At 31.8% G+C, this 20,458-nt stretch carries 18 protein-coding genes; 9 read left to right on the top strand and 9 right to left on the bottom strand.

Translation table 11 applies throughout. From position 1 onward, the window contains the following. Positions 1–72: 72 nt before the first annotated feature. A complete protein-coding gene (locus L3X37_RS00830; RefSeq protein WP_237238271.1) occupies positions 73–852 on the bottom strand; it encodes a TerB family tellurite resistance protein in 780 nt (259 codons plus the stop codon). Between the two features lie 253 nt (positions 853–1,105). On the opposite strand from L3X37_RS00830, the gene L3X37_RS00825 reads away from it, so the two are divergent. Next, complete coding sequence (locus tag L3X37_RS00825) at positions 1,106–1,516, top strand: BrxA/BrxB family bacilliredoxin (RefSeq protein ID WP_237238270.1); 411 nt, start codon at positions 1,106–1,108, stop codon at positions 1,514–1,516. Between the two features lie 153 nt (positions 1,517–1,669). Here the strand turns inward: L3X37_RS00825 and lysM are convergent, their stop codons facing one another. Next, entirely contained in the window at positions 1,670–2,146 is a 477-nt protein-coding gene (lysM, locus tag L3X37_RS00820; RefSeq protein ID WP_237238267.1) for a peptidoglycan-binding protein LysM, read from the bottom strand. A gap of 175 nt (positions 2,147–2,321) precedes the next feature. Next, the gene (locus L3X37_RS00815) at positions 2,322–2,678 is read right to left on the bottom strand and encodes an arsenate reductase family protein (protein WP_237238265.1); all 357 of its coding nucleotides are present in this window, start codon (positions 2,676–2,678) and stop codon (positions 2,322–2,324) included. Positions 2,679–2,736: 58 nt separating this feature from the next. On the opposite strand from L3X37_RS00815, the gene L3X37_RS00810 reads away from it, so the two are divergent. Then, on the top strand, positions 2,737–3,201 hold the full coding sequence (locus L3X37_RS00810; protein WP_237238264.1) for a DinB family protein: 465 nt from the start codon (positions 2,737–2,739) through the stop codon (positions 3,199–3,201). On the opposite strand, the gene L3X37_RS00805 is transcribed toward L3X37_RS00810, so the two are convergent. Continuing rightward, positions 3,181–3,900 (bottom strand): DUF3298 and DUF4163 domain-containing protein, encoded by a 720-nt coding sequence (locus L3X37_RS00805; RefSeq protein ID WP_237238262.1) that lies wholly within the window; start codon positions 3,898–3,900, stop codon positions 3,181–3,183. The genes L3X37_RS00810 and L3X37_RS00805 overlap by 21 nt on opposite strands. An 87-nt stretch (positions 3,901–3,987) precedes the next feature. Here L3X37_RS00805 and L3X37_RS00800 point away from each other — a divergent pair, with 87 nt between their 5' ends. After that, on the top strand, positions 3,988–5,127 hold the full coding sequence (locus L3X37_RS00800) for a cystathionine gamma-synthase (RefSeq protein WP_237238261.1): 1,140 nt from the start codon (positions 3,988–3,990) through the stop codon (positions 5,125–5,127). A 67-nt stretch (positions 5,128–5,194) separates the two neighbouring features. Here L3X37_RS00800 and L3X37_RS00795 read toward each other — a convergent pair whose 3' ends face one another. Beyond that, a complete protein-coding gene (locus tag L3X37_RS00795) occupies positions 5,195–6,022 on the bottom strand; it encodes a THC0290_0291 family protein (RefSeq protein WP_237238260.1) in 828 nt (275 codons plus the stop codon). 176 nt (positions 6,023–6,198) lie between these two features. Between L3X37_RS00795 and gdhA the strand changes: the two genes are divergently transcribed. The 4 genes from gdhA (at position 6,199) to L3X37_RS00775 (ending at position 13,151) form a co-directional block, all read left to right on the top strand. Beyond that, positions 6,199–7,542, top strand: coding sequence for an NADP-specific glutamate dehydrogenase (gene gdhA / locus L3X37_RS00790; protein WP_237238259.1), 1,344 nt, complete (start codon positions 6,199–6,201; stop codon positions 7,540–7,542). Between the two features lie 129 nt (positions 7,543–7,671). Next, positions 7,672–10,017 carry a type IX secretion system anionic LPS delivery protein PorZ gene (gene porZ / locus L3X37_RS00785; RefSeq protein WP_237238258.1) on the top strand — a complete coding sequence of 782 codons (2,346 nt, stop codon included), beginning with the start codon at positions 7,672–7,674 and terminating at the stop codon, positions 10,015–10,017. Further along, on the top strand, positions 10,017–10,736 hold the full coding sequence (gene recO, locus L3X37_RS00780) for a DNA repair protein RecO (RefSeq protein WP_237238257.1): 720 nt from the start codon (positions 10,017–10,019) through the stop codon (positions 10,734–10,736). The genes porZ and recO overlap by 1 nt, the downstream gene beginning before the upstream one ends. Positions 10,737–10,739: 3 nt before the next feature. Beyond that, a complete protein-coding gene (locus L3X37_RS00775) occupies positions 10,740–13,151 on the top strand; it encodes a TonB-dependent receptor (protein ID WP_237238256.1) in 2,412 nt (803 codons plus the stop codon). Between the two features lie 91 nt (positions 13,152–13,242). On the opposite strand, the gene L3X37_RS00770 is transcribed toward L3X37_RS00775, so the two are convergent. Then, positions 13,243–15,660, bottom strand: a complete 2,418-nt coding sequence (locus L3X37_RS00770; protein WP_237238255.1) for a RemA C-terminal-like gliding motility protein — start codon at positions 15,658–15,660, stop codon at positions 13,243–13,245. 64 nt (positions 15,661–15,724) lie between these two features. On the opposite strand from L3X37_RS00770, the gene L3X37_RS00765 reads away from it, so the two are divergent. Next, positions 15,725–16,198 (top strand): regulatory protein RecX, encoded by a 474-nt coding sequence (locus L3X37_RS00765; RefSeq protein ID WP_237238254.1) that lies wholly within the window; start codon positions 15,725–15,727, stop codon positions 16,196–16,198. Positions 16,199–16,246: 48 nt separating this feature from the next. Here L3X37_RS00765 and L3X37_RS00760 read toward each other — a convergent pair whose 3' ends face one another. The 3 genes from L3X37_RS00760 to bioB form a co-directional block, all read right to left on the bottom strand. Beyond that, entirely contained in the window at positions 16,247–16,738 is a 492-nt protein-coding gene (locus L3X37_RS00760) for a DUF6646 family protein (protein ID WP_237238253.1), read from the bottom strand. Positions 16,739–16,809: 71 nt separating this feature from the next. Next, on the bottom strand, positions 16,810–17,670 hold the full coding sequence (locus L3X37_RS00755) for a cupin-like domain-containing protein (RefSeq protein ID WP_237238252.1): 861 nt from the start codon (positions 17,668–17,670) through the stop codon (positions 16,810–16,812). 95 nt (positions 17,671–17,765) lie between these two features. After that, complete coding sequence (gene bioB / locus L3X37_RS00750) at positions 17,766–18,863, bottom strand: biotin synthase BioB (RefSeq protein ID WP_237238251.1); 1,098 nt, start codon at positions 18,861–18,863, stop codon at positions 17,766–17,768. 206 nt (positions 18,864–19,069) lie between these two features. Between bioB and L3X37_RS00745 the strand changes: the two genes are divergently transcribed. After that, entirely contained in the window at positions 19,070–20,458 is a 1,389-nt protein-coding gene (locus tag L3X37_RS00745) for a sensor histidine kinase (protein WP_237238250.1), read from the top strand.

The raw sequence follows: 20,458 nt of genomic DNA, 5'->3' as shown, positions 1-20,458 counted from the left end.
AGTTTTTTCGAAAAAATTAATCATTTAGAATGAATTAAATGAGATTCCTGCTTTCGCAGGAATGACAAAAGATTAAAACCTTCGCTCCTTCTGCAACTGCTCGTAAGCTTTTTGTACTTGCCTAAATTTTTCTTCGGCGCCTTTTTGGTGTTCTTTACCTAAGTGAATAACTTTATCTGGATGGTATTTTTTTGCCATTTTACGATAGGCTTTTTTAATCTCGTCGTTAGTTGCACTTTTATCTGTCTCTAAAATTTTATAGGCATTGTCGATACTATTATAAAACATGGCTTTTATACTGTCGTAATCGCGCGAGCTAATGCCCAAATAACCTGCTATGGTATAAATTTGACGTTCTTCATCGCTTGTTACTGTACCATCAGCTTTAGCAATACCAAACAAAAAGTGCATAAGTTGTAGGCGAGATGGGTGATCCATCATTTGTCTAATTTGCAAGCATACTGGCCTTACAGAAATGTTTTGCTTGCTTATATTTTTAAATAATTTAAAGGCATGATTTGCTCGTTCTTTACCATACATGTTTACAAATTGTTGACGTACAAAATCTAACTCGCTTTGGTCTTGTTTGCCATCGGCTTTTATAACCACAGAGGCTAACACTAGTAAACTCACTTCAAAATCGCCCGATTGGGTTTGTGGGCGTTGCCTTTGGCGCGTTCTGTAAGTGGTTCTGCGTCTGCTTTGTTGTGGGTTACCTTGCCCTAAAAACGGACTGTTTTTACCGTCTGCCATGGCATCAACTATACTCCCTAATGCTAACCCAATTATAGCACCTATTGGACCACCAAACGACCAGCCTAATGAGGCACCTATCCATTTTGAAAAACTCATGTATTTATTATTTATTAAAGCGTAAATATACTATTGTTAGTTTAATTTTTTATGATTTTGTTACAGTTGCAAAGCTTTAAGGATAGAGCGGCGTGTTTGAGCTCGCCGATCCCGATAACTATCGGGAGAGGACGCGAGTAGCGATAGCCTGACCTTATAACGCCATAAGCTTTTTAAGGGAACGCTCTAATAATAATTATCCCTTTTTTGATTAACTTTGCAGCGTATTAATTATAACATAAAAATTTAAGATATGTATCCAGCAGAATTAGTAAAACCAATGCGCGAAGATTTAACCAATGTTGGTTTTGAAGAGTTACAAACTGCCGAGGCTGTTGATGCTGCTTTAGCAAAAGAAGGGACAACTTTAGTAGTTGTAAATTCGGTTTGTGGTTGTGCAGCAGCAAATGCGCGCCCAGGTGCTAGAATGAGTTTACAAAATGCTAAACGCCCAACACATATTACAACTGTTTTTGCAGGTGTTGATAGAGAGGCTGTTGATAAGGCAAGAGAATATATGATTCCGTTTCCTCCAAGCTCGCCTTGTATGGCATTATTTAAAGATGGTGAGTTGGTACACATGCTAGAGCGTCATCATATTGAAGGTAGGCCCGCAGAATTAATTGCTGAAAACCTTGTTGATGCTTATAATGAGCATTGTTAAAAGAGCGTTGATTATTGTGAAGGAAGGATGACTGTGTCAATCTTTTTGATTAAAACTAATAACAAACAGATTCTCGTGCTTCGCTCAGAATGACGATTAAAAAAGCCAACTTAAAAATAAGTTGGCTTTTTTCATAAAAGTAGGTGCTTTAAATTAGTCTAAGGCAGGAATACGTAATACTTGTCCTGGATATATTTTATCTGGATGTGTAAGCATTGGTTTGTTGGCTTCAAAAATTACTGGGTATTTCATAGCATTACCATAATAGTTTTTAGCTATTTTACCTAAAGTATCTCCGCTAACAACAGTATGAAATTGTGCTTCTGGCTCAATATGCTCAACTGTCATTTGATCGTCTACCGTTGCAATTCCGTTTGAGTTACCTACAACTAAAACAACTTTTTCTTTTGTAGCTTGATCGTAAGCCATTCCTGTAATTGTAGCTATATCATCAACTATATGAATATTAAGGTTTTCTACTTGTAATTGTAAATCTCCAACAGTTTCTTGTAAACTTGCTGCAGCTGCTGCTTCAGCTCTCAGTTTTGCTTCTGCTGCTTCTTCAACATCTGTTTTTCCTATTCCAAATACTTTGGCTCCAGCGTTTTTAATGAATGAAAATAGTCCCATTTTGTTTTGTTTTTTTAAGTGTTACTTATTAAGTTTTGTAAAGGTTAAAATACGTTATTTTATCAATACATGTCTGTTAGACACAGAAAAAGTAAATTAGTCACATTTGTTATACATAAAAACTACCTAAAACATAAATAAATATTATTTTACACACAACTTTTGAAATTGATCCTTAATTTTCACCAAGATGTAATTTTATAGCCTCAACCGTTTTGTTAGAATTACCAATAAAAATAGCATCATCAATAATTATAACAGGTCTGCTTAAAAAGGTATAATGCTCTAAGATATATTGTTTGTAATCGCGCTCTTCTAGTTGTTGGTTTTTTAAATCCATTTCTTTATAAAGCTTAGCGCGTTTGCTAAAAAGTGCTTCATAACTTCCTGCAAGTGTTTTCATTTCTTCCAGCTGCTTAGTTGTTATTTCTTCAGTTTTAATGTCCTGTAAAATAAATTCAGGTGGCAAATTCAAATTCTTTAAAATTCTAATACAGGTACTACAGGTTTTTAAATAGTATGCTTTTTTCATGGTACTCAATAGTTTTGAAAAACAAATTAAAACTATATTTATCAAAAAAATAAATAATATGAATTTTACATTTCAAGTAACAGCTAATTTTCGAACCATTTTTAATAAAATAATTGATGATAATTCTTTAGAAGATTTAAATAAAATCCCAAAAGGGTTTAATAATAATATCATTTGGAATATTGCACATATTGTGGTTTCAGAGCAATTATTGGCGTATAAGCTCTCTGGTTTACCATCAATTCTTTCAGATGATATGATTAATAAATACAGAAAAGATACCAAACCAGAAGCCGATGCGACTCAAGAAGAAGTTAATAAAATTAAACGGTTGTTGTTTTCAACATTAGAAAACACAAAAGCTGATTATAACAATGGTGTTTTTAAAACTTATAATGCATACACCGTTTCTACTACCGGAAACACATTAAACAATATTAATGAGGCTTTGCAGTTTATACTTGTTCACGAGGGCATACACTATGGATATATTTTAGCCCTATTAAAAGCGATTAAAAATTAGGTAAGGCTTTACTACTTCAAAAGGAATACTAAATTCTATAATATCAGATGCGTAAGGTGCAATTTCGTAGGTATTGTAAAGTAAAATAATACCATCGTCGCTATATCCAATATTTTTAGGAAGCTGAAAATTTTCAGTATCAAAAATGAGATCTTTGTCCTCCAGATTGGCTTTAAAATATGCTTTTGCTATTTTTTTGAAAGCATTAATATTTTTAAACAATTTGTTGTTTTCAATAGTTTCCCCTGTTGAAGCGTTGAAATTTAAAAATGAAATATTTAAGTTTCCATGGGCACCACCCGTATTCGTATAAGCCGTTAAAGAAACACTTATAATATATGGTGTTTTAAATATAACCTCGCCATCAATTTGGGCTTCCCATTCTTGTGTACTCTCAGGGAATTTGCTTATAAAACTATTATATTCGTTGTTAAAGTTTTCAATGCTTTCTTCAACAGATTTTATGACTGAGTCATTTGATTCTTCAATTTGTAATGCAGTAATTATATAACTTTTTATAGTTGAATTTATAGCTTTAGCAACTTTATCGTTCGCAATAGCTAAAGGGATGTTAACTTCAATAATATGATTGTTTTTTGAAGTTAAATTTGTTTCATAAAAAGTAATTTGAGTTTTTTCTTTACAGCTAGAAAGCATAAAAAAAGCGCACACAACTAAAAGGTAATTATTTTTAAGCATAATCACAATATAAACTATTGTTAAAGGTAATTATTGCGTTTGAATAGAGCGAATTTAAAGTTACATTTGTTTCAAATACAATAAACAATGAAATTTAATACAAAAGTAATTCATGGAGGTCAAAAACACGATGCTGCTTATGGCGCTGTAATGCCTCCAATATATCAAACATCAACTTATGCACAAACCACACCTGGAGGACATAAAGGATACGAGTATTCTAGAACGCATAACCCAACGAGAAATGCTTTAGAAAATGCTTTTGCGAGTATTGAAAACGGAAATTACGGACTTGCATTTGGGTCGGGTCTTGCAGCTATTGATGCTGTTATTAAACTTTTAAAACCTGGAGACGAAGTAATTTCTACTAACGATTTATATGGTGGTTCATTTAGATTGTTCACTAAAATATTTCAGGATTTTGGTATAAAATTTCATTTTATTGGAATGGAAAATACCTCTAAAATAGAGTCGTATATCAACACTAACACAAAGCTTATTTGGGTTGAAACACCAACCAACCCAATGATGACTATTATTGATATTAAAGCGGTATCTGAAATAGCAAAAAAGCATAATGTTTTATTAGCAGTGGATAATACATTTGCTACACCATATTTACAACAACCACTTGATTTGGGAGCAGATATTGTTATGCATTCGGCTACTAAATACCTTGGAGGACATAGTGATGTAGTTATGGGAGCATTAGTAGTAAAAGATAAAGATTTGGCAGATAAATTATACTTTATACAAAATGCAAGCGGAGCTATTTGTGGGCCGCAAGATAGTTTTTTAGTACTTAGAGGTATAAAAACGTTACATATAAGAATGCAACGCCATTCTGAGAACGGTAAAGCAGTTGCTGAATATTTATCAAATCATCCTAAAGTTGAAAAGGTGTATTGGCCTGGGTTTAAAAACCATCCAAACCATGATATTGCTAAAACTCAAATGAAAGATTTTGGAGGGATGATTTCATTTACTTCAAAAGGGAATAATTATAATGAAGCTATTAAGATAGTTGAAAATTTAAAAGTGTTTACATTGGCAGAGTCTTTAGGAGGAGTAGAGTCGCTTTCTGGTCATCCAGCTAGTATGACACATGCCAGTATACCAAAAGAAGAAAGAGAAAAAACAGGTGTAGTTGATTCTTTAATTAGATTAAGTGTAGGTATTGAAGATATTGACGATTTAATTGACGATTTAAAACAAGCTTTAGGATAGAAAAAATAATAAGCCCATAATATAGATTTCTTATTTATGGGGTTTTATATATTAATTAAGAGTGTTTTTAATCTAAGTAGTAAATATAACCAATATTAAGCCATAAAAGCCAATCATTATGTTTGTTATACTCTAAATTGTGGTTTAAACCATCAACCCAATCGTCAAAAAAGTATTGAAATCTAAAATCTAACATCAAGTCAGATAATTTATCAAGCTTATAACGAACTCCGGCACTTGCCACCATAGACCAAGTACTTCCACCATTTACGTTTATAGGATAAGGATCCACTGCCGGATCAAAATTATCAAACCATGTTGGATATATGTTAGCTTGATTAAAAACGCCTCCATGGTTAGGGTCAGTAGTATCACCATAAGTTGTACTAGCTTTTGGACTAAAAGATGTGTAATGCACACCTAAACTTGCAAAAGGTGCTAAGCGATAGCTAAAAGCCTGAAAATCACGAATGCTTTTAGGGAAAAATTCTAGTTGAGTTCCTATATCAAGGTTTTGAGCAACACCAGAATGCGCTCTTAATTTATCAGCTTTAATAGAAGTACGGTTGGGGTTTACCCATTCACCATGATGATTTAATGAGGTTCTATTCCACGAGATTTCGTTTCTTATCTTAAAATGGTCATTCCAATACGTGTCGGTTGTATAACAATTACAATCTGCTCTATACGAAAAATTGATGTAGTGAACTATTCCTATACCAAAACCAGAGTTACCAAAGTTGTTTTCTGCCTCATTACGACTACCAAAATCCGATCTAAACTCTACAGGGCCAGCAATAATACCTATTTCGTGAGAAAATCCTAATTGAGAATATGCAGTTTGAGAAATAACAAACAAGCAAAAAGCTGAAGCTAAATGTTTCAAGTTAAGCATAATAAAGGTTGTATTTTTTGAGGCATTATGCCAACAAATATATAAAAACTGAATTAACAAACAAATATTTCCTCATTTTGTAAAAAATGCTAAAAAACAATGTAATTTTTAAAGATAACGTATATTTGTGGCGTAAAATTACATTGTATATAATTTAAGTAATATAATTCTTATAAATGAAAAGTACTATTGATGGGTTTTTAGAACTGGTAAAAGAGCGTAATGGTCATGAGCCAGAATTTTTACAAGCAGTTGAGGAAGTGGCAGAAACTGTAATTCCTTACATTGTTAAGCACGATATTTATTATGGAAAAAACATCCTTTTACGAATGGTTGAACCAGAGCGATTAATTTCGTTTAGGGTTTGTTGGGTTGATGATAAAGGCGAAATTCAAGTAAACCGAGGCTATAGAGTTCAAATGAATTCTGCAATTGGACCATACAAAGGGGGGTTACGTTTTCATCCTACTGTAAATGCTAGCATTTTAAAGTTTTTAGCTTTTGAACAAGTTTTCAAAAACTCTTTAACAACGCTGCCAATGGGTGGTGGAAAAGGAGGATCAGATTTTGACCCTAAAGGGAAGTCTGATAATGAAATTATGCGTTTTTGTCATGCTTTTATGAGTGAGATGTTTAGACATATTGGACCAAATACAGATGTTCCTGCAGGCGATATTGGTGTAGGAGGTAGAGAAATAGGCTTTTTATTTGGGATGTATAAAAAACTAAGAAACGAGTTTACTGGTGTCTTAACAGGTAAAGGAATGTCTTGGGGAGGCTCTTTAATAAGACCAGAAGCAACGGGTTATGGCACAGTGTATTTTGCAGAAAAGATGTTGAATAATAAAGGTGATGATTTTAAAGAGAAAACTGTTGTAGTTTCAGGTTCTGGTAATGTAGCACAGTATGCTGTTGAAAAATCATTACAGTTAGGTGCTAAAGTTTTAACTATGTCTGATTCTTCAGGGTATATTTTTGATGCTGATGGTATTGATACTGAAAAGTTAGCATACATTATGGAGCTTAAAAATGTAAAACGTGCTAGAATTAGTGAATATGTTAAAGAGTATCCAAATGCAGAGTTTATTAAAGGAAAAACACCTTGGACGGTAGCATGTGATATTGCATTACCATGTGCAACGCAAAATGAGCTTAATGAAGATGATGCAAAAACGCTTTTAAGTAATGGTTGTATTTGCGTTAGCGAAGGAGCTAATATGCCTTCTACTATACACGCAGTTCATATTTTTCAAGAAGCTAGAATTCTGTATGCTCCTGGCAAAGCATCAAATGCAGGTGGAGTGGCAACTTCCGGTTTAGAAATGAGTCAAAATGCATTACGTCTTAACTGGACTAGAAAAGAAGTTGATGAAAAATTAAAGGATATTATGTCTGATATTCATGATTCATGTATAGAATATGGAAAAGAAGAAGATGGGTATATTAATTACGTAAAAGGAGCAAACATAGCAGGCTTTGTTAAAGTTGCAGATGCTATGTTGGCACAAGGTATTGTTTAATATAACTATAATTAACTATTAGTATAAGCTTCCTAAATATTTTAGGAGGCTTTTTTATTTTAAAATATATTATTTTAAAGCAAAACTCGTTAGTTATAAATATCTTTGGACTGTATTAGAATAGATTTTATGATTAAAAAACTAACTGTATTAATACTTTTTTGCGCGCCTTTTTTGCACTATGCCCAAGATTTTTCGGCACTATGGGAAGGTCATTTTTCATATAATAATATAAAGGATGTTGTTAAGGGGAACAGCAAAATTTATGCGGCATCAGATAATGCTATTTTTAGTTTAGACATACAAACTAATGAACTAAATAAACTTACTACTGTAAATGGGTTATCTGGTGAAACCATTTCAACAATATATTACAGCGATATTTACGAGTTGTTGCTTATTGGTTACGAAAATGGGTTAATAGAAGTGGCCTTTGATGGTGATGATGACATTCTTACAATTGTTGATATAATAGATAAACCAACCATTCCTCCAACAGATAAAAAAATAAATCATTTTAACGCTTACAATAATGTGGTTTATATTTCTACCAATTTTGGGATATCAGTTTTTGATTTAGAACGATTAGAATTTGGAGATACTTATTTTATTGGAAATTTAGGTTCTCAAACACGTGTTAATCAAACCACCATTTTAGGCGATTTTATTTATGCTGTTTGTTTAGATGGTAACGGGTTAAAAAAGGCACAAATAACAAGTCCTAATTTAATTGATTATCAAAATTGGGAAACCATATCCAATGGTGATTTTTTAGCCGTCCAATCTGTCGAAAACAGTTTATACACCATTAGAACCAATAGAAGAATTTATCAAGTAGTAAATGATATTTTAACGGAGTCGTTTCAATATCCCGATACGCCAGTTGATGTTAAAGAAACAGACGACAGATTATTAATAACAACAAGGAATAGTGTTTTTATTTATGATAGCAGTTTTAATTTAATATCTCAAGCTAATGTCAATAGTAATTTTGATACTCAATTTACATCAGCAATCTTTCACTTAGACTCAATCTATATTGGCACTAAAAATTTTGGTATTTTAAAAACATTACTTTCTAACCCAATTTTGTTTGAAGAAATTTACCCTGAAGGACCATTACTAAATACACCGTTTTCAATTCAATCTGGCAATAATGAATTGTGGGTAACTTTTGGTGAATATAATTTATTTTATAATCCCTATCCTTTAAATAATAGAGGAATTAGTCATTTTAAAGATGATAGTTGGATAAACACACCATATGAAAACCTTTTTGAGGCAAAGAGTTTAAATGCTATTTCAATAAACCCAAATAACAGTAATCAAGTATTTATAAGCTCGTTTTTTAGTGGATTATTAGAAGTGAATGATGATATCCCTAATGTTTTATATAATCAAGTCAATAGTGGACTAGAGTCACTAATACTACCTTCCGATCCAAATTATATAGATATAAGAGTAGGAGCATCAACTTTTGATAATAATGGGCTTTTATGGACAGTTACAAGCAGAATAGATAGTCCATTAAAATCATATAACCCAAGTAATAATCAATGGAGTTCCTACAGTTTCACTGATATTATTGCTGACGGATTTGCAGGAGGAAACCTAGGCTTTGGAGATATAGCTATTGGGAATGACAATACAAAATGGATTGCTAGTTATAAATATGGGCTTATAGCGTTTAATGAAAGCAATACATCAATAAAAAACATTAGCACTTTAGAAGAAAACATGCCAGATATTTATGTTACAGCATTGGCTATGGATAAAAGAAATCAGCTTTGGATTGGTACACTCAAAGGTCTGAGAGTGTTCTACAATACATCTAATTTCTTTACCGAAGAGAATATTCGAGTTGACGAAATAATTATAGAAGAAGATGGTATAGCAAAGGAATTACTTTTTGAACAATTTATATCAGATATTGAAGCCGATGGGTCAAACAATAAATGGATTGGAACAGCCGATTCTGGGATATTCTACCTATCTTCTAACGGACAAAATACTATTTTTCATTTTACAACAGATAATTCGCCACTTCCATCAAATACCATAAATGATATTTCTTTAGATGATTCAAATGGTATTGTTTACATTGCAACAAGTAAAGGGTTAGTGTCTTTTCGTTCGGGTGGTTCTAGTCCGTTAGAAAATTTAGAAAGTGCTTACGCCTACCCAAACCCAGTAAGACCAACATTTAATATTGTTGATGAAAGAGTAAAAATTAAAGACATTTCAGAAAATGTAAATATAAAAATAATAGATATTGAAGGTAACTTAGTAGCCGAAGCCCAATCCAGAAAAAATCTTCGATATAGAGGTTATAACCTTGAAATTGATGGAGGAACAGCCTATTGGAACGGAAAAAACCTAGCCAACAATGTGGTAGCCTCTGGTGTATATCTTATTATGTTATCAGATTTAGATACCTTTGAAACTAAGGTTTTAAAATTAATGGTTGTTAGATAATGCTACTTACCACAAATGCTATTGTTTTATCTAAAATAAAATATCGCGATAACGATTTAATTGTAAAATGTTACACAGAACAATTAGGTGTTGTTAACTTTTTGCTAAAAGGGATTTTAAAAAGTAAAAAAGAACGTTCTAAAACAGCTTACTTTCAACTACTCTCACAATTACAATTAGTAATTATTTATAAAGAAAATCGCTCTTTACAAGTTGTTAAAGAGGTTAAGTTAAATCATCTTTACACAAGTTTACATTCTAATATTTTAAAAAGCTCAATCGTTATGTTTTTGGCTGAGGTTTTAACAAATACTCTAAAAGAAGAAGAGCAAAACAGTACTTTATTTAATTATATAGAAACTACATTATTGTGGTTAGATGAACAACCCGAGTACTCAAATTTCCATTTACTTTTTTTGCTAAACCTTACCAAATATTTAGGGTTTTACCCCGAAGAAATAAATACAGCATACAATTACTTTAATTTGTTAGATGGTAAATTTGAAACAAAGCAACAAGGTAAATACTCTATTTCTGGAGAAAATTTAACATTACTAAAAGCCTTATTGGGCACAACATTTGATGCGTTATATTTATTGAAAATTAACTCAAAACAAAGACAATCATTTTTAAGTATGATTTTGCTTTATTTTGAATTACATTTGGGCAGTTTTAAAACCCCAAAATCACTGCAAATTTTTAATCAAGTTTTTAGTTGAAGTATGCCATTTCGTTATACCATTTTTTTGATATTTTTTGCATCAAATTTTTTGTTTGCTCAACAAATAAAAGTTTTAAATAAACTTACCCAAGAGCCAATTACGGGTGTTGCTATTTATAACAACAATAAAACAAAAAGTGTTATTACAGACTTTAACGGAAATGCTAATTTAAGTACGTTTTCAGACATCGAAACTATTTATTTTCAGCACTTATCGCACCATCTAAAACAACTAACAAAATCTCAAATAAGCACTTCAAATATTGTTTATTTGGATGCTAATACACAAGGTTTAGATCAAATTGTAATATCGGCATCAAAGTTTGAACAAAATAAAAAAGATATACCTCAAAAGATTATCAGCTTAAACTCTAAAAGCATCCAATTTACAAACCCACAAACTAGTGCAGATTTGCTAGAAGCATCAGGACAAGTTTATATTCAAAAAAGCCAATTAGGAGGAGGAAGCCCAATGATTCGAGGGTTTTCAACAAACAGATTATTAATTTCTGTTGATGGGGTTAGAATGAATAATGCCATTTTTAGAGGTGGAAATTTGCACAATGTTATTGCCATCGACCCTTTTGCAATACACAATACTGAGGTAACATTAGGCTCTGGTTCGGTTATTTACGGAAGTGATGCTATTGGTGGTGTTATGAGTTTTTATACTTTAAAACCAAAACTATCAAAAACTGATTCGCTTTTATTTCAATCAAATGCTGTTGTTAGATATGCTACTGCAAATGAAGAAAAAACAGGACATCTTGATTTTAATTTAGGCTACAAAAAGTGGGCATTTTTAACCAATGTGAGTTATACATATTTTAACGATTTAAGAATGGGAAATAACGGACCCAATGATTATTTAAGACCTGAGTTTGCATTATTAGCAAACAGTGGTGATGTTATTATACAAAATAACAATCCTTTAAAGCAAAAGTATTCTGGGTATAATCAAATAAACGCCATGCAAAAAGTGAATTATCAACCTTACGAGAATTTAAGTTTCGATTTAGGCTTGCATTATACTTCAACTTCAGACATACCAAGATACGACCGATTGATTCGATATAATAATGATGCACTACGCTCTGCAGAATGGAATTATGGCCCACAGCAATGGTTTATGTCTAACTTTCAAATAACAAAATTAAGTAGTCGTTCTAATATATATAATAAAATTAAGGCAACTTTAGCGTATCAGAATTTTCAGGAGAGTAGAAGAGATAGAGGTTTTCAATCAGATATAAGAAACATAAGAGAAGAAGCTGTAGATGCTTATTCTTTTAATCTTGATTTTGAAAAAACCTTAAGCACAAAAATGCAACTTTTTTATGGACTTGAATATATTTACAACAAAGTAATGTCTCATGGAAAAGAAGAAAACATAACAAATAAGACAAGCTTCCCAACGGTATCAAGGTACCCAAATGGTGCAAGTTGGCAATCTGCAGCGATTTATTCTAGTATTAAATATAAACCTAACTCAAAGTTTGTTTTTCAATCTGGTTTACGTTTTAATCATATTGTTTCTAAAGCTGATTTTTCATCTAATAATGTGTATTTGAATTTACCTTTTGAATCTTCTGAAAATAAATCAGGTGCCTTTACAGGAACAGCAGGTATTAGTTGGTCGCCAAATAAAACCTTGCAATGGAAACTCAATGCGTCATCAGCCTTTAGAGCTCCAAATATTGATGATATTGGTAAAGTATTCGATTCTGAACCAGGATCGGTTGTCGTACCAAACGAGAATTTAAAACCAGAATATGCTTATGGTGGTGAGGTAGGGCTTAAGTTAAGTTTTAGTGATGATTTTATTTTAGATATGAGTTCGTATTACACTTACTTAAATGATGCGCTGGTACGAAGAGATTATACCTTAAATGGTAAAACACAGATTATATACGATGGGGAATTAAGTAATGTACAAGCTATACAAAATGCTTCAAAAGCTTGGATTTATGGCTTTGAGGTAGGCTTAAACATAAACATTAATAAAAACCTTAAATTAACCTCGCAATATAGTGTTATTGGTGGTACTGAGGAGAAAGAAAGTATTGAAGTTCCTATTCGACATGTCGCTCCAAGTTTTGGAAATACACATTTAGTATGGAGCCATAAAAAATTAAAAATAGATGTATTTGCTAATTATAATAACGAATTGTCATTTAATCAGTTAGCGCCTTCTGAAATAGGGAAAGATTATATTTATGCAAAAGATGAAAATGGAAACCCTTATGCCCCATCGTGGAGTACGCTAAATGCCAGAACACAATATCAATTAAATAAGGCCTTGTTGCTTACTGCAAGTTTAGAAAATATTACAGACCAACGCTATAAAACCTATTCTTCTGGTATTGCAGCAGCAGGCAGGAACTTTATTTTAGCTTTAAAATATAGTTTATAGTAAAAAAACCCGCCACTAATTCAAAAATATTGTGTTTTAATGGCAGTTTTTAATAAAATTCGATTCTCTAAGAGAGAAATAAATACTAACATTACCTCTTAATAGTTTTTTTAGTAATAATTTCTCCGTTTGATAGCTCAACTTTGGCTATGTAAATAGTGCTTTTTAGCTTTGAAAGCTCATAAGTTTCAGAACTGTTTTCGCCTTTTAAATTATAAAGCTCTCTTCCTAAAAGATCATAGATAGTTACTTTTTTAATAGTTAAACTATTTGACATTTTAAAATTTACATGATTGTCATCTAATTCAATTATGGTAAGCCTATTATTATTTAAATTACTATCATTAGTAGATAATGCTTTATTGGTAAATACTATTTGAAAACGGGTATTGAATTCGCCAATTTCGGAAGTAAACGTATAATCTGAATCAGATAAATCATGCAGTTTATCAAGCAAGTTATCTTTTAAATAAATAGTATTATTATTTAAGTAATCCCCTTCTAATTGTGCAATTGATAAAGTGTATAAAGTTTCCACATCAATAGATGTTATAAACCCTAAATCGATAATTTCATTTTCATTTAAATCGCTTGGAGCTTTTCCTTGGATGGCGAATTTTTTATCTGAATTTTCCATAGATGTATAAAGCGCAGCAAACACATTTGATAAAAGTTTAGGCGCATCATAAGACATGCCATCGTTTCCTTTGGTTGCACCTTCTACATAACCTACTAATACTTGATTAAAAACACCATTGTTAGAAGCTAAATCAATCCATAATTTATTAGCAACAGTAGTAGTATTCTTTTTTGAATTTGACCCTTTAAAAAACTGACTATTGCTTGTTTCATCTGCCATACGCATGGCATTAGTAAAAGTAGCATTCCCATTAGATAATCCAGCTATAAAAAAGCCTTGAGCAGAAGGAATATATTGTGTTGGAATTATACCATTTGCTCCAGCTGCACCACCTGTTCCTACCGTAAATGTTGCATAATCATTTTGGTTAAAATTGGCAACTTGATTCCCTGGGTTAGAACCATGTAGAGGAAGTGACTGAGACCAAAAATACGCAGTGCCATCCACTATACTTGAATTAGCTTGTTGAAAAGCTATAAAATCAATAGCCGAAGGATATGGATTGCCAATAAAATTCCAACTATACGCAGGAAGAACATTCAATGGGTTGTTAACAACAGGCGTATTAATATTTCCAGTATTAAAAGAGCCAATAAAATCAGCAGTATCAAGTCTAGGAAAAAACCCAAGTCTTCCAGATGTAGTGGCATAACCAACTCCTGGATTCATTACATCTGTTCCTAATGCGTAGCTCCAATCATCATTATTGTCATCAATATCATCTGGAATGCCATTTGTTGTACCAACGGTGTGCTCATCTATATAATTTGCAGCATTAAACCAAAAGCGTCTGTCATTATCTGTATCTGGAAAAGCATCAGCTATAGTTTCGCCAACTACAGGAGAACTCCAATAGGTGTAGTAAAACCAGTTCTGTTTAATAGCTGTAACTTTATTTACAGAAGCCGTTCCAGAAGATCCAAGGGTAAAAGTTCCATTATTATCATTTTGGACAAAATTAGCTTGAGTATTAACTCTTAATTGACCATCATTAACAAGAACATCATTTTCAACCTCAATATAAGTTCCGTTATCAACTGTTAAAATTGCTCCGTTATTAATGGTTAAACTACAGGCTTTAAAGCTTACTTCGCTTCCACCATTACCAGTATCATAATTAGCATCAATGTTAACCTCAGTAGTTAAATCTGGTGTTCCTCCAACCCATGTTGTACCATTCCATGTTACGGTTGATGCACATGAGCCTATTGCAACACAAGCATAAGCGCAACTGGCTAAAGTTTGTCTTATTGTATTAGATCCAGACCAGTTAGTATTGTCATTTAATCCAACTAAAATTAATGTTTGATTTGAAGTAGCAGAGCAATCATATATACCATTATCAATGTTGCCTATATAAACAGCATTTGTACCATCGGTTAGCCCAGAGGGTACAGCACTTGTATTGGTATTAGTAGCATCAGTCCACCCAACAGAGTTTCCAAAATGTACTGCTGAAATGAATGTGGGTGAAGTTAAATTACCTTGATAAGCCAATAACTGATCTCCCGTTCCAGATAAATTAAACCCAGCATCGGTTAGTAATGCTGTGCCAGATGTAGCAGAGAAATTACCTGACCCAATATTTTCTATAACAATTTCTGTACCACAGGGCAAGTTACTATTCGCTGTCCAACTTACAATTCCTTCATTAACAACTGTATAAAAACCGCCTGTAGAAATCCAACCAAAATCTGTAAAATTTATTTGAGTTGTATTTGAAATATCAGTTAATAAAACAAATGAAAATTGGTCAGGGTTATCTGCATTTACACCAGTTATTGCTATTTCACCTTCAGACAAGGCTGTTTGCCCAACTCCAAAATTAAAAGTCAGAGACAGTAATATAAGTAAAGTAATTTTTTTCATAGCTGTTAAATTTTAATATCTAAAGATTTGGTTTTTATTATTTTTCAATTGTTATTTTTGAAACATGTATTCCAAAAAAACATACACGCTAGAAGAAGCTACCAAAAAATTGGAGCATTATTGCGCGTATCAAGAACGTTGCCATCAAGAAGTAAGAAAAAAGCTAGAAGGTATGCATATGATACCTGAAGCTATTGATTTAATAATAGTACATTTGTTAAAACATAACTTTCTTAACGAAGAACGTTTTGCCAAAACATTTGTAAACGGTAAGTTTAAAATTAAGCGTTGGGGACGTAATCGATTAATTTATGAATTAAATAAAAAAGATATAGGCAAAGTTAATATAAATCAGGCACTTGCAGAAATAGAAAGCACGGATTACATCGAAGTTTTCAATAATTTAGCCGAAAAAAAAGCTAATTCCATTAAAGAAACTAACGTATATAAAAAAAGAAAGAAATTAATCGATTATCTACTTTATAGAGGTTGGGAATCGCATTTGGTGTACGAAAAAGCAAACGAATTAATAAAATAAAACACCATTAACTTTAAAAAGTTAATGGTGTTTTATTTAACCAAAAGCCTATAAATTAAACGATGCACCTAAGTTTACAGTAAACTGATTGTGTAATTTTTCAGCAGGTGTTAAAACGCCTGTTTTATATTTTGCCAAAGGCGTATTAAATTCTGTATAAATACCAAAGCCATCAGAGAAAAAGTATCGCATACCTATGTGGCCTCCAAAGTTTCTAAGTCCAAAACTTAATCCAGGGTAAACATCAAAATTTTCATCAATATTTATAACATTACCAAGGTTGGCATTAAAACGAGCTCTAATATCAAAACGATCTCCAAAATCAACATTGATAAGGTCTTCAACACCTAATAAATAAGTTGATGAAAAACCAAACGAAATATTTTCTCCAACACCATAATCGTAACTTACGTTAAGCCCTGTACCATTGTTTTGTAAATTAGCACCAACTTGAAATTTATTGTCATTTTTACCAATGTATGCCTGTGCATTGACAAGCGAAACACTTAATATACTAAAAACAAAAATTAATTTTTTCATAGATTTGAGTTTTGAGTTTTAAAATTAAGGCGCAAATATATTACAAGTTTAACAACTATAACAATAAAAAATTAAGAAGCTTTTTTAGTTCTAATTATCGCTTGTTCATTTTTCCAATCAATCCATTTTTGTCCTTTAATACGGCGCATAATGTTATCTAAACTTCGCATAATAAAAACGTTGTAAATGGCTTTACTTAAATTTTTAGGGTTTCTAGCAATACCTCGTAAACTCATAGAAAACCCAGGGGTTATATAATGCATATAATGCCAGTAGCCTTCTGGCATATAAAGAATCTCACCATGGTTGAGTTCGCAAACCCATCCTTTTGCATTTTTTAAAGCAGGCCATTTTTTTAAATCTGGATTCGAAAAATCTATATCCTCTCGAGTAATTAAAGAATGGGGTATTTTATATAGGTACTTATTCTGTTTTTGGTCAAACAAAATGCATTGTTTTTTACCCTCAAAATGAAAATGAAAAATATTTGCCAAATCAATATCGTAATGCATAAAAGTATACGAATCTCTTCCACCAAAAAACAGCATAGGTAAACCTTTCATAAGTCGTAATCCAAAATCTGGGTAACTAAAATCCTTTTGTAATTTGGGTACTTCTTTTAAAATATTCCACAAAAAAATTCTAAATTTTGTGGGTTCGCGTTTTAATAAATCTACATACTCACTCATTTTCATTTTGGCATGTGGCTCATTAAAACCATCTTTATAATCTACTGGTCTATCATCGTATAACGGCACTGTTATATTGCCAGCAACGGTTTTCATATAATCTAAATTCCATTTAGTATAAGCCGGCCAATCATCAATAAAACGCTCAATAACCACAGGTTTTTGTGGTTTAAAATAGTGTTTTAAAAAATCTTGTTTAGTAATCGTTTTTACACGCGGAATATCTTGTAAATTTAGTTCCAATGCTTAACTTTTTATTAAATCAAAGTTAAAAAAACGTTGTTAAAATTAAAATAGTGTTTTGAGCGTTCCCTAAGGTCGTTTCTCTCAAGTTTTGGTTAATTTTTAACCAATTTAGCCTTAGTTTTTGCAGCTTCGTTGCGCTCAATAGTATGTTCAGGTCTTGTCCATTTAGGTTTTTCGCCTAAAGCTTCAAACTGAGATTCGGCAGCTTCAACCGTTTGTGGCTGTACCTTTTTAGTAAATGGCTTTTGCGGATTTAAACCTAGCATTTTAAACATTTCCATATCCTCATTTACATCAGGGTTTGGTGTTGTTAAAAGTTTATCGCCAGCAAAAATAGAATTTGCACCAGCAAAAAAGCACATAGCTTGTCCTTCGCGAGTCATTTGTGTTCGTCCAGCACTTAAACGCACTTGCGTTTCTGGCATTACAATACGCGTAGTAGCTACCATTCTAATCATTTCCCAAATAGAAACCGGTTTTTGATCTTCCAATGGCGTGCCTTCAACAGCAACTAAAGCATTAATAGGTGTCGATTCTGGTTGCGGATTTAAGGTTGATAATGCTACCAACATACCAGCTCTGTCTTCAACGTTTTCGCCCATCCCAATAATACCACCGCTACAAACGGTTACATTGGTTTTACGCACATTATCAATAGTATCTAATCGGTCTTGATAACCACGCGTAGATATCACTTCTTTATAATATTCTTCTGAAGAATCTAAATTATGATTGTAAGCATATAAACCAGCTTCTGCAAGACGTTGTGCTTGGTTTTCGGTAATCATACCCAAAGTACAACAAACTTCCATGTCTAATTTGTTTATGGTACGTACCATTTCTAAAACTTGGTCAAATTCTTCGCCGTCTTTTACATTACGCCATGCAGCACCCATACAAACGCGTGAACTTCCCGTAGATTTTGCACGTAAAGCTTGAGCCTTTACTTGTTGTACAGTCATTAAATCGTTGCCTTCTATATTGGTGTGGTAACGTGCTGCTTGAGGGCAATACCCGCAATCTTCAGAACAACCACCAGTTTTAATAGATAACAATGTAGAAACCTGCACCACATTTGGGTCATGGTTTTTTCTATGAATTGTAGCGGCTTCATAAAGCAACTCCATTAAAGGTTTGTTGTATATATCTAGAATTTCTTGTTTAGTCCAGTTGTGTCTTGTTTGGCTCATTATATTGATGAAGTTTTTACAAAAGTAATTATAATGCCTAAGATAGTTAAAAAAAGGAATATTAATTTCACATTAAAACCTACTTTTATAACATGAATTATGGAATACGTAACATTCTTTTTATAAAGTTTTTATGTGGATTTAGTTTTACTTGAAAATATTAAAATATGAAGTTTAAAACCTTTTTTACACAGAAATACAAAATCATGATACACTCTATAGTATTTGCTCTTTGTGTTTTTAGCATTGTAATAACATTAGTTGGCATACAAAAATCTGGTCGAACTTTATTTCAAGGAGGTTTTTATGACACCTTGTTTTTTGTTTTAACAATTTACATTCTGGCACTAATAATTATTCCTTTATTATTTAATAATTGGAAAAAGTATTTATACATAGCCATTATGTTCATAATTTTTTATTCTATTTTTTTAGGATGGATACGAGTTATACGAAGAAGTAGTTCAATGATGATTAATAAAGGAATTTCTACTGAACCGTTAGAATATTTTACACTTGAATATGTACTTAATTCATCATTGACATTAATCCCTATGGGAGTTATGGGCTTAATATATGCGCTTTTGGTTATTGATATTAAGATTTTAAAAAGAGTGTTTGCAGTTAAGCGTTTTGATTTGATTTTCAATAGCACCGTTATTGCTTTAATTTATTTTTATGCATTAATTATGCCTCGCAAAATAGAAATAGGAGTAATTGCATTTATATCTGTATATATAGTATTCTTTTACTTAAACACTTTTTATTTAACACCACTTTTATTAAAGAAAAAGAGTCTTTTAAAATATTCCTTTCTTTCTTTTTTGTCTTTTGTTATAGTAAATGCACTAGCTATTGTGTTGTTGGATTTTATTTATAATTATAATCTTCTTTCTCGGATTTACCCGTTATTTTTTAGGTTGATTCCAATATATTTTTTACTCTATATAGTTTCTTTTATTTATGGTTATTTAAGATTAAAAATTAAAGAAAAAAATCTGCAAATAGGAGCTAAAGACTCAGAATTAAAACTCCTAAAATCGCAAGTCAATCCACATTTTTTATTCAATACGCTTAACACATTATATAGCACAGCTTTAGAAGAAAACGCACCTAAAACAGCAGAAAGCACTGCAAAATTAGCAAGTTTAATTAGGTATATGCAAGAGGATATTAATAAAGATTTTATTCCGTTGGAAAACGAAATTAAATACTTGCAAGATTACATTACTATTCAAAAATTACGATGTGCTGTAGAGCCAGAAATTGAAACCAAATTTAATGTTATTGAGAGCCATAAAATAAGCCCTGGTTTGTTAATCCCGTTTGTAGAAAATGCTTTTAAATACGGGATAGATTCTTCAAAAAAATCTAAACTATTTGTATCTGTGATTTGCGATGAAAACACTATTGATTTTAAATGTATGAATAGTTATGATGAAAATTTTAAAACCTATTATAAAGAACAAGGTTTCGGAATTGGGATAAAAAACGCTAAAGAACGATTGGGATTAGTATATCCTAAAAAACATACGTTTGAAGTTAAAAAAGAAAACAATATCTTTTCAGTAAAAATAAATATTACGATTAAGTAA

It is taken from the genome of Wocania arenilitoris, assembly GCF_021728535.1.
GTDB classification, from domain to species: Bacteria; Bacteroidota; Bacteroidia; order Flavobacteriales; family Flavobacteriaceae; genus Wocania_A; species Wocania_A arenilitoris.
Note: the sequence above shows the minus strand (reverse complement) of the source record. Positions and strands in the feature narration are given on the sequence as shown.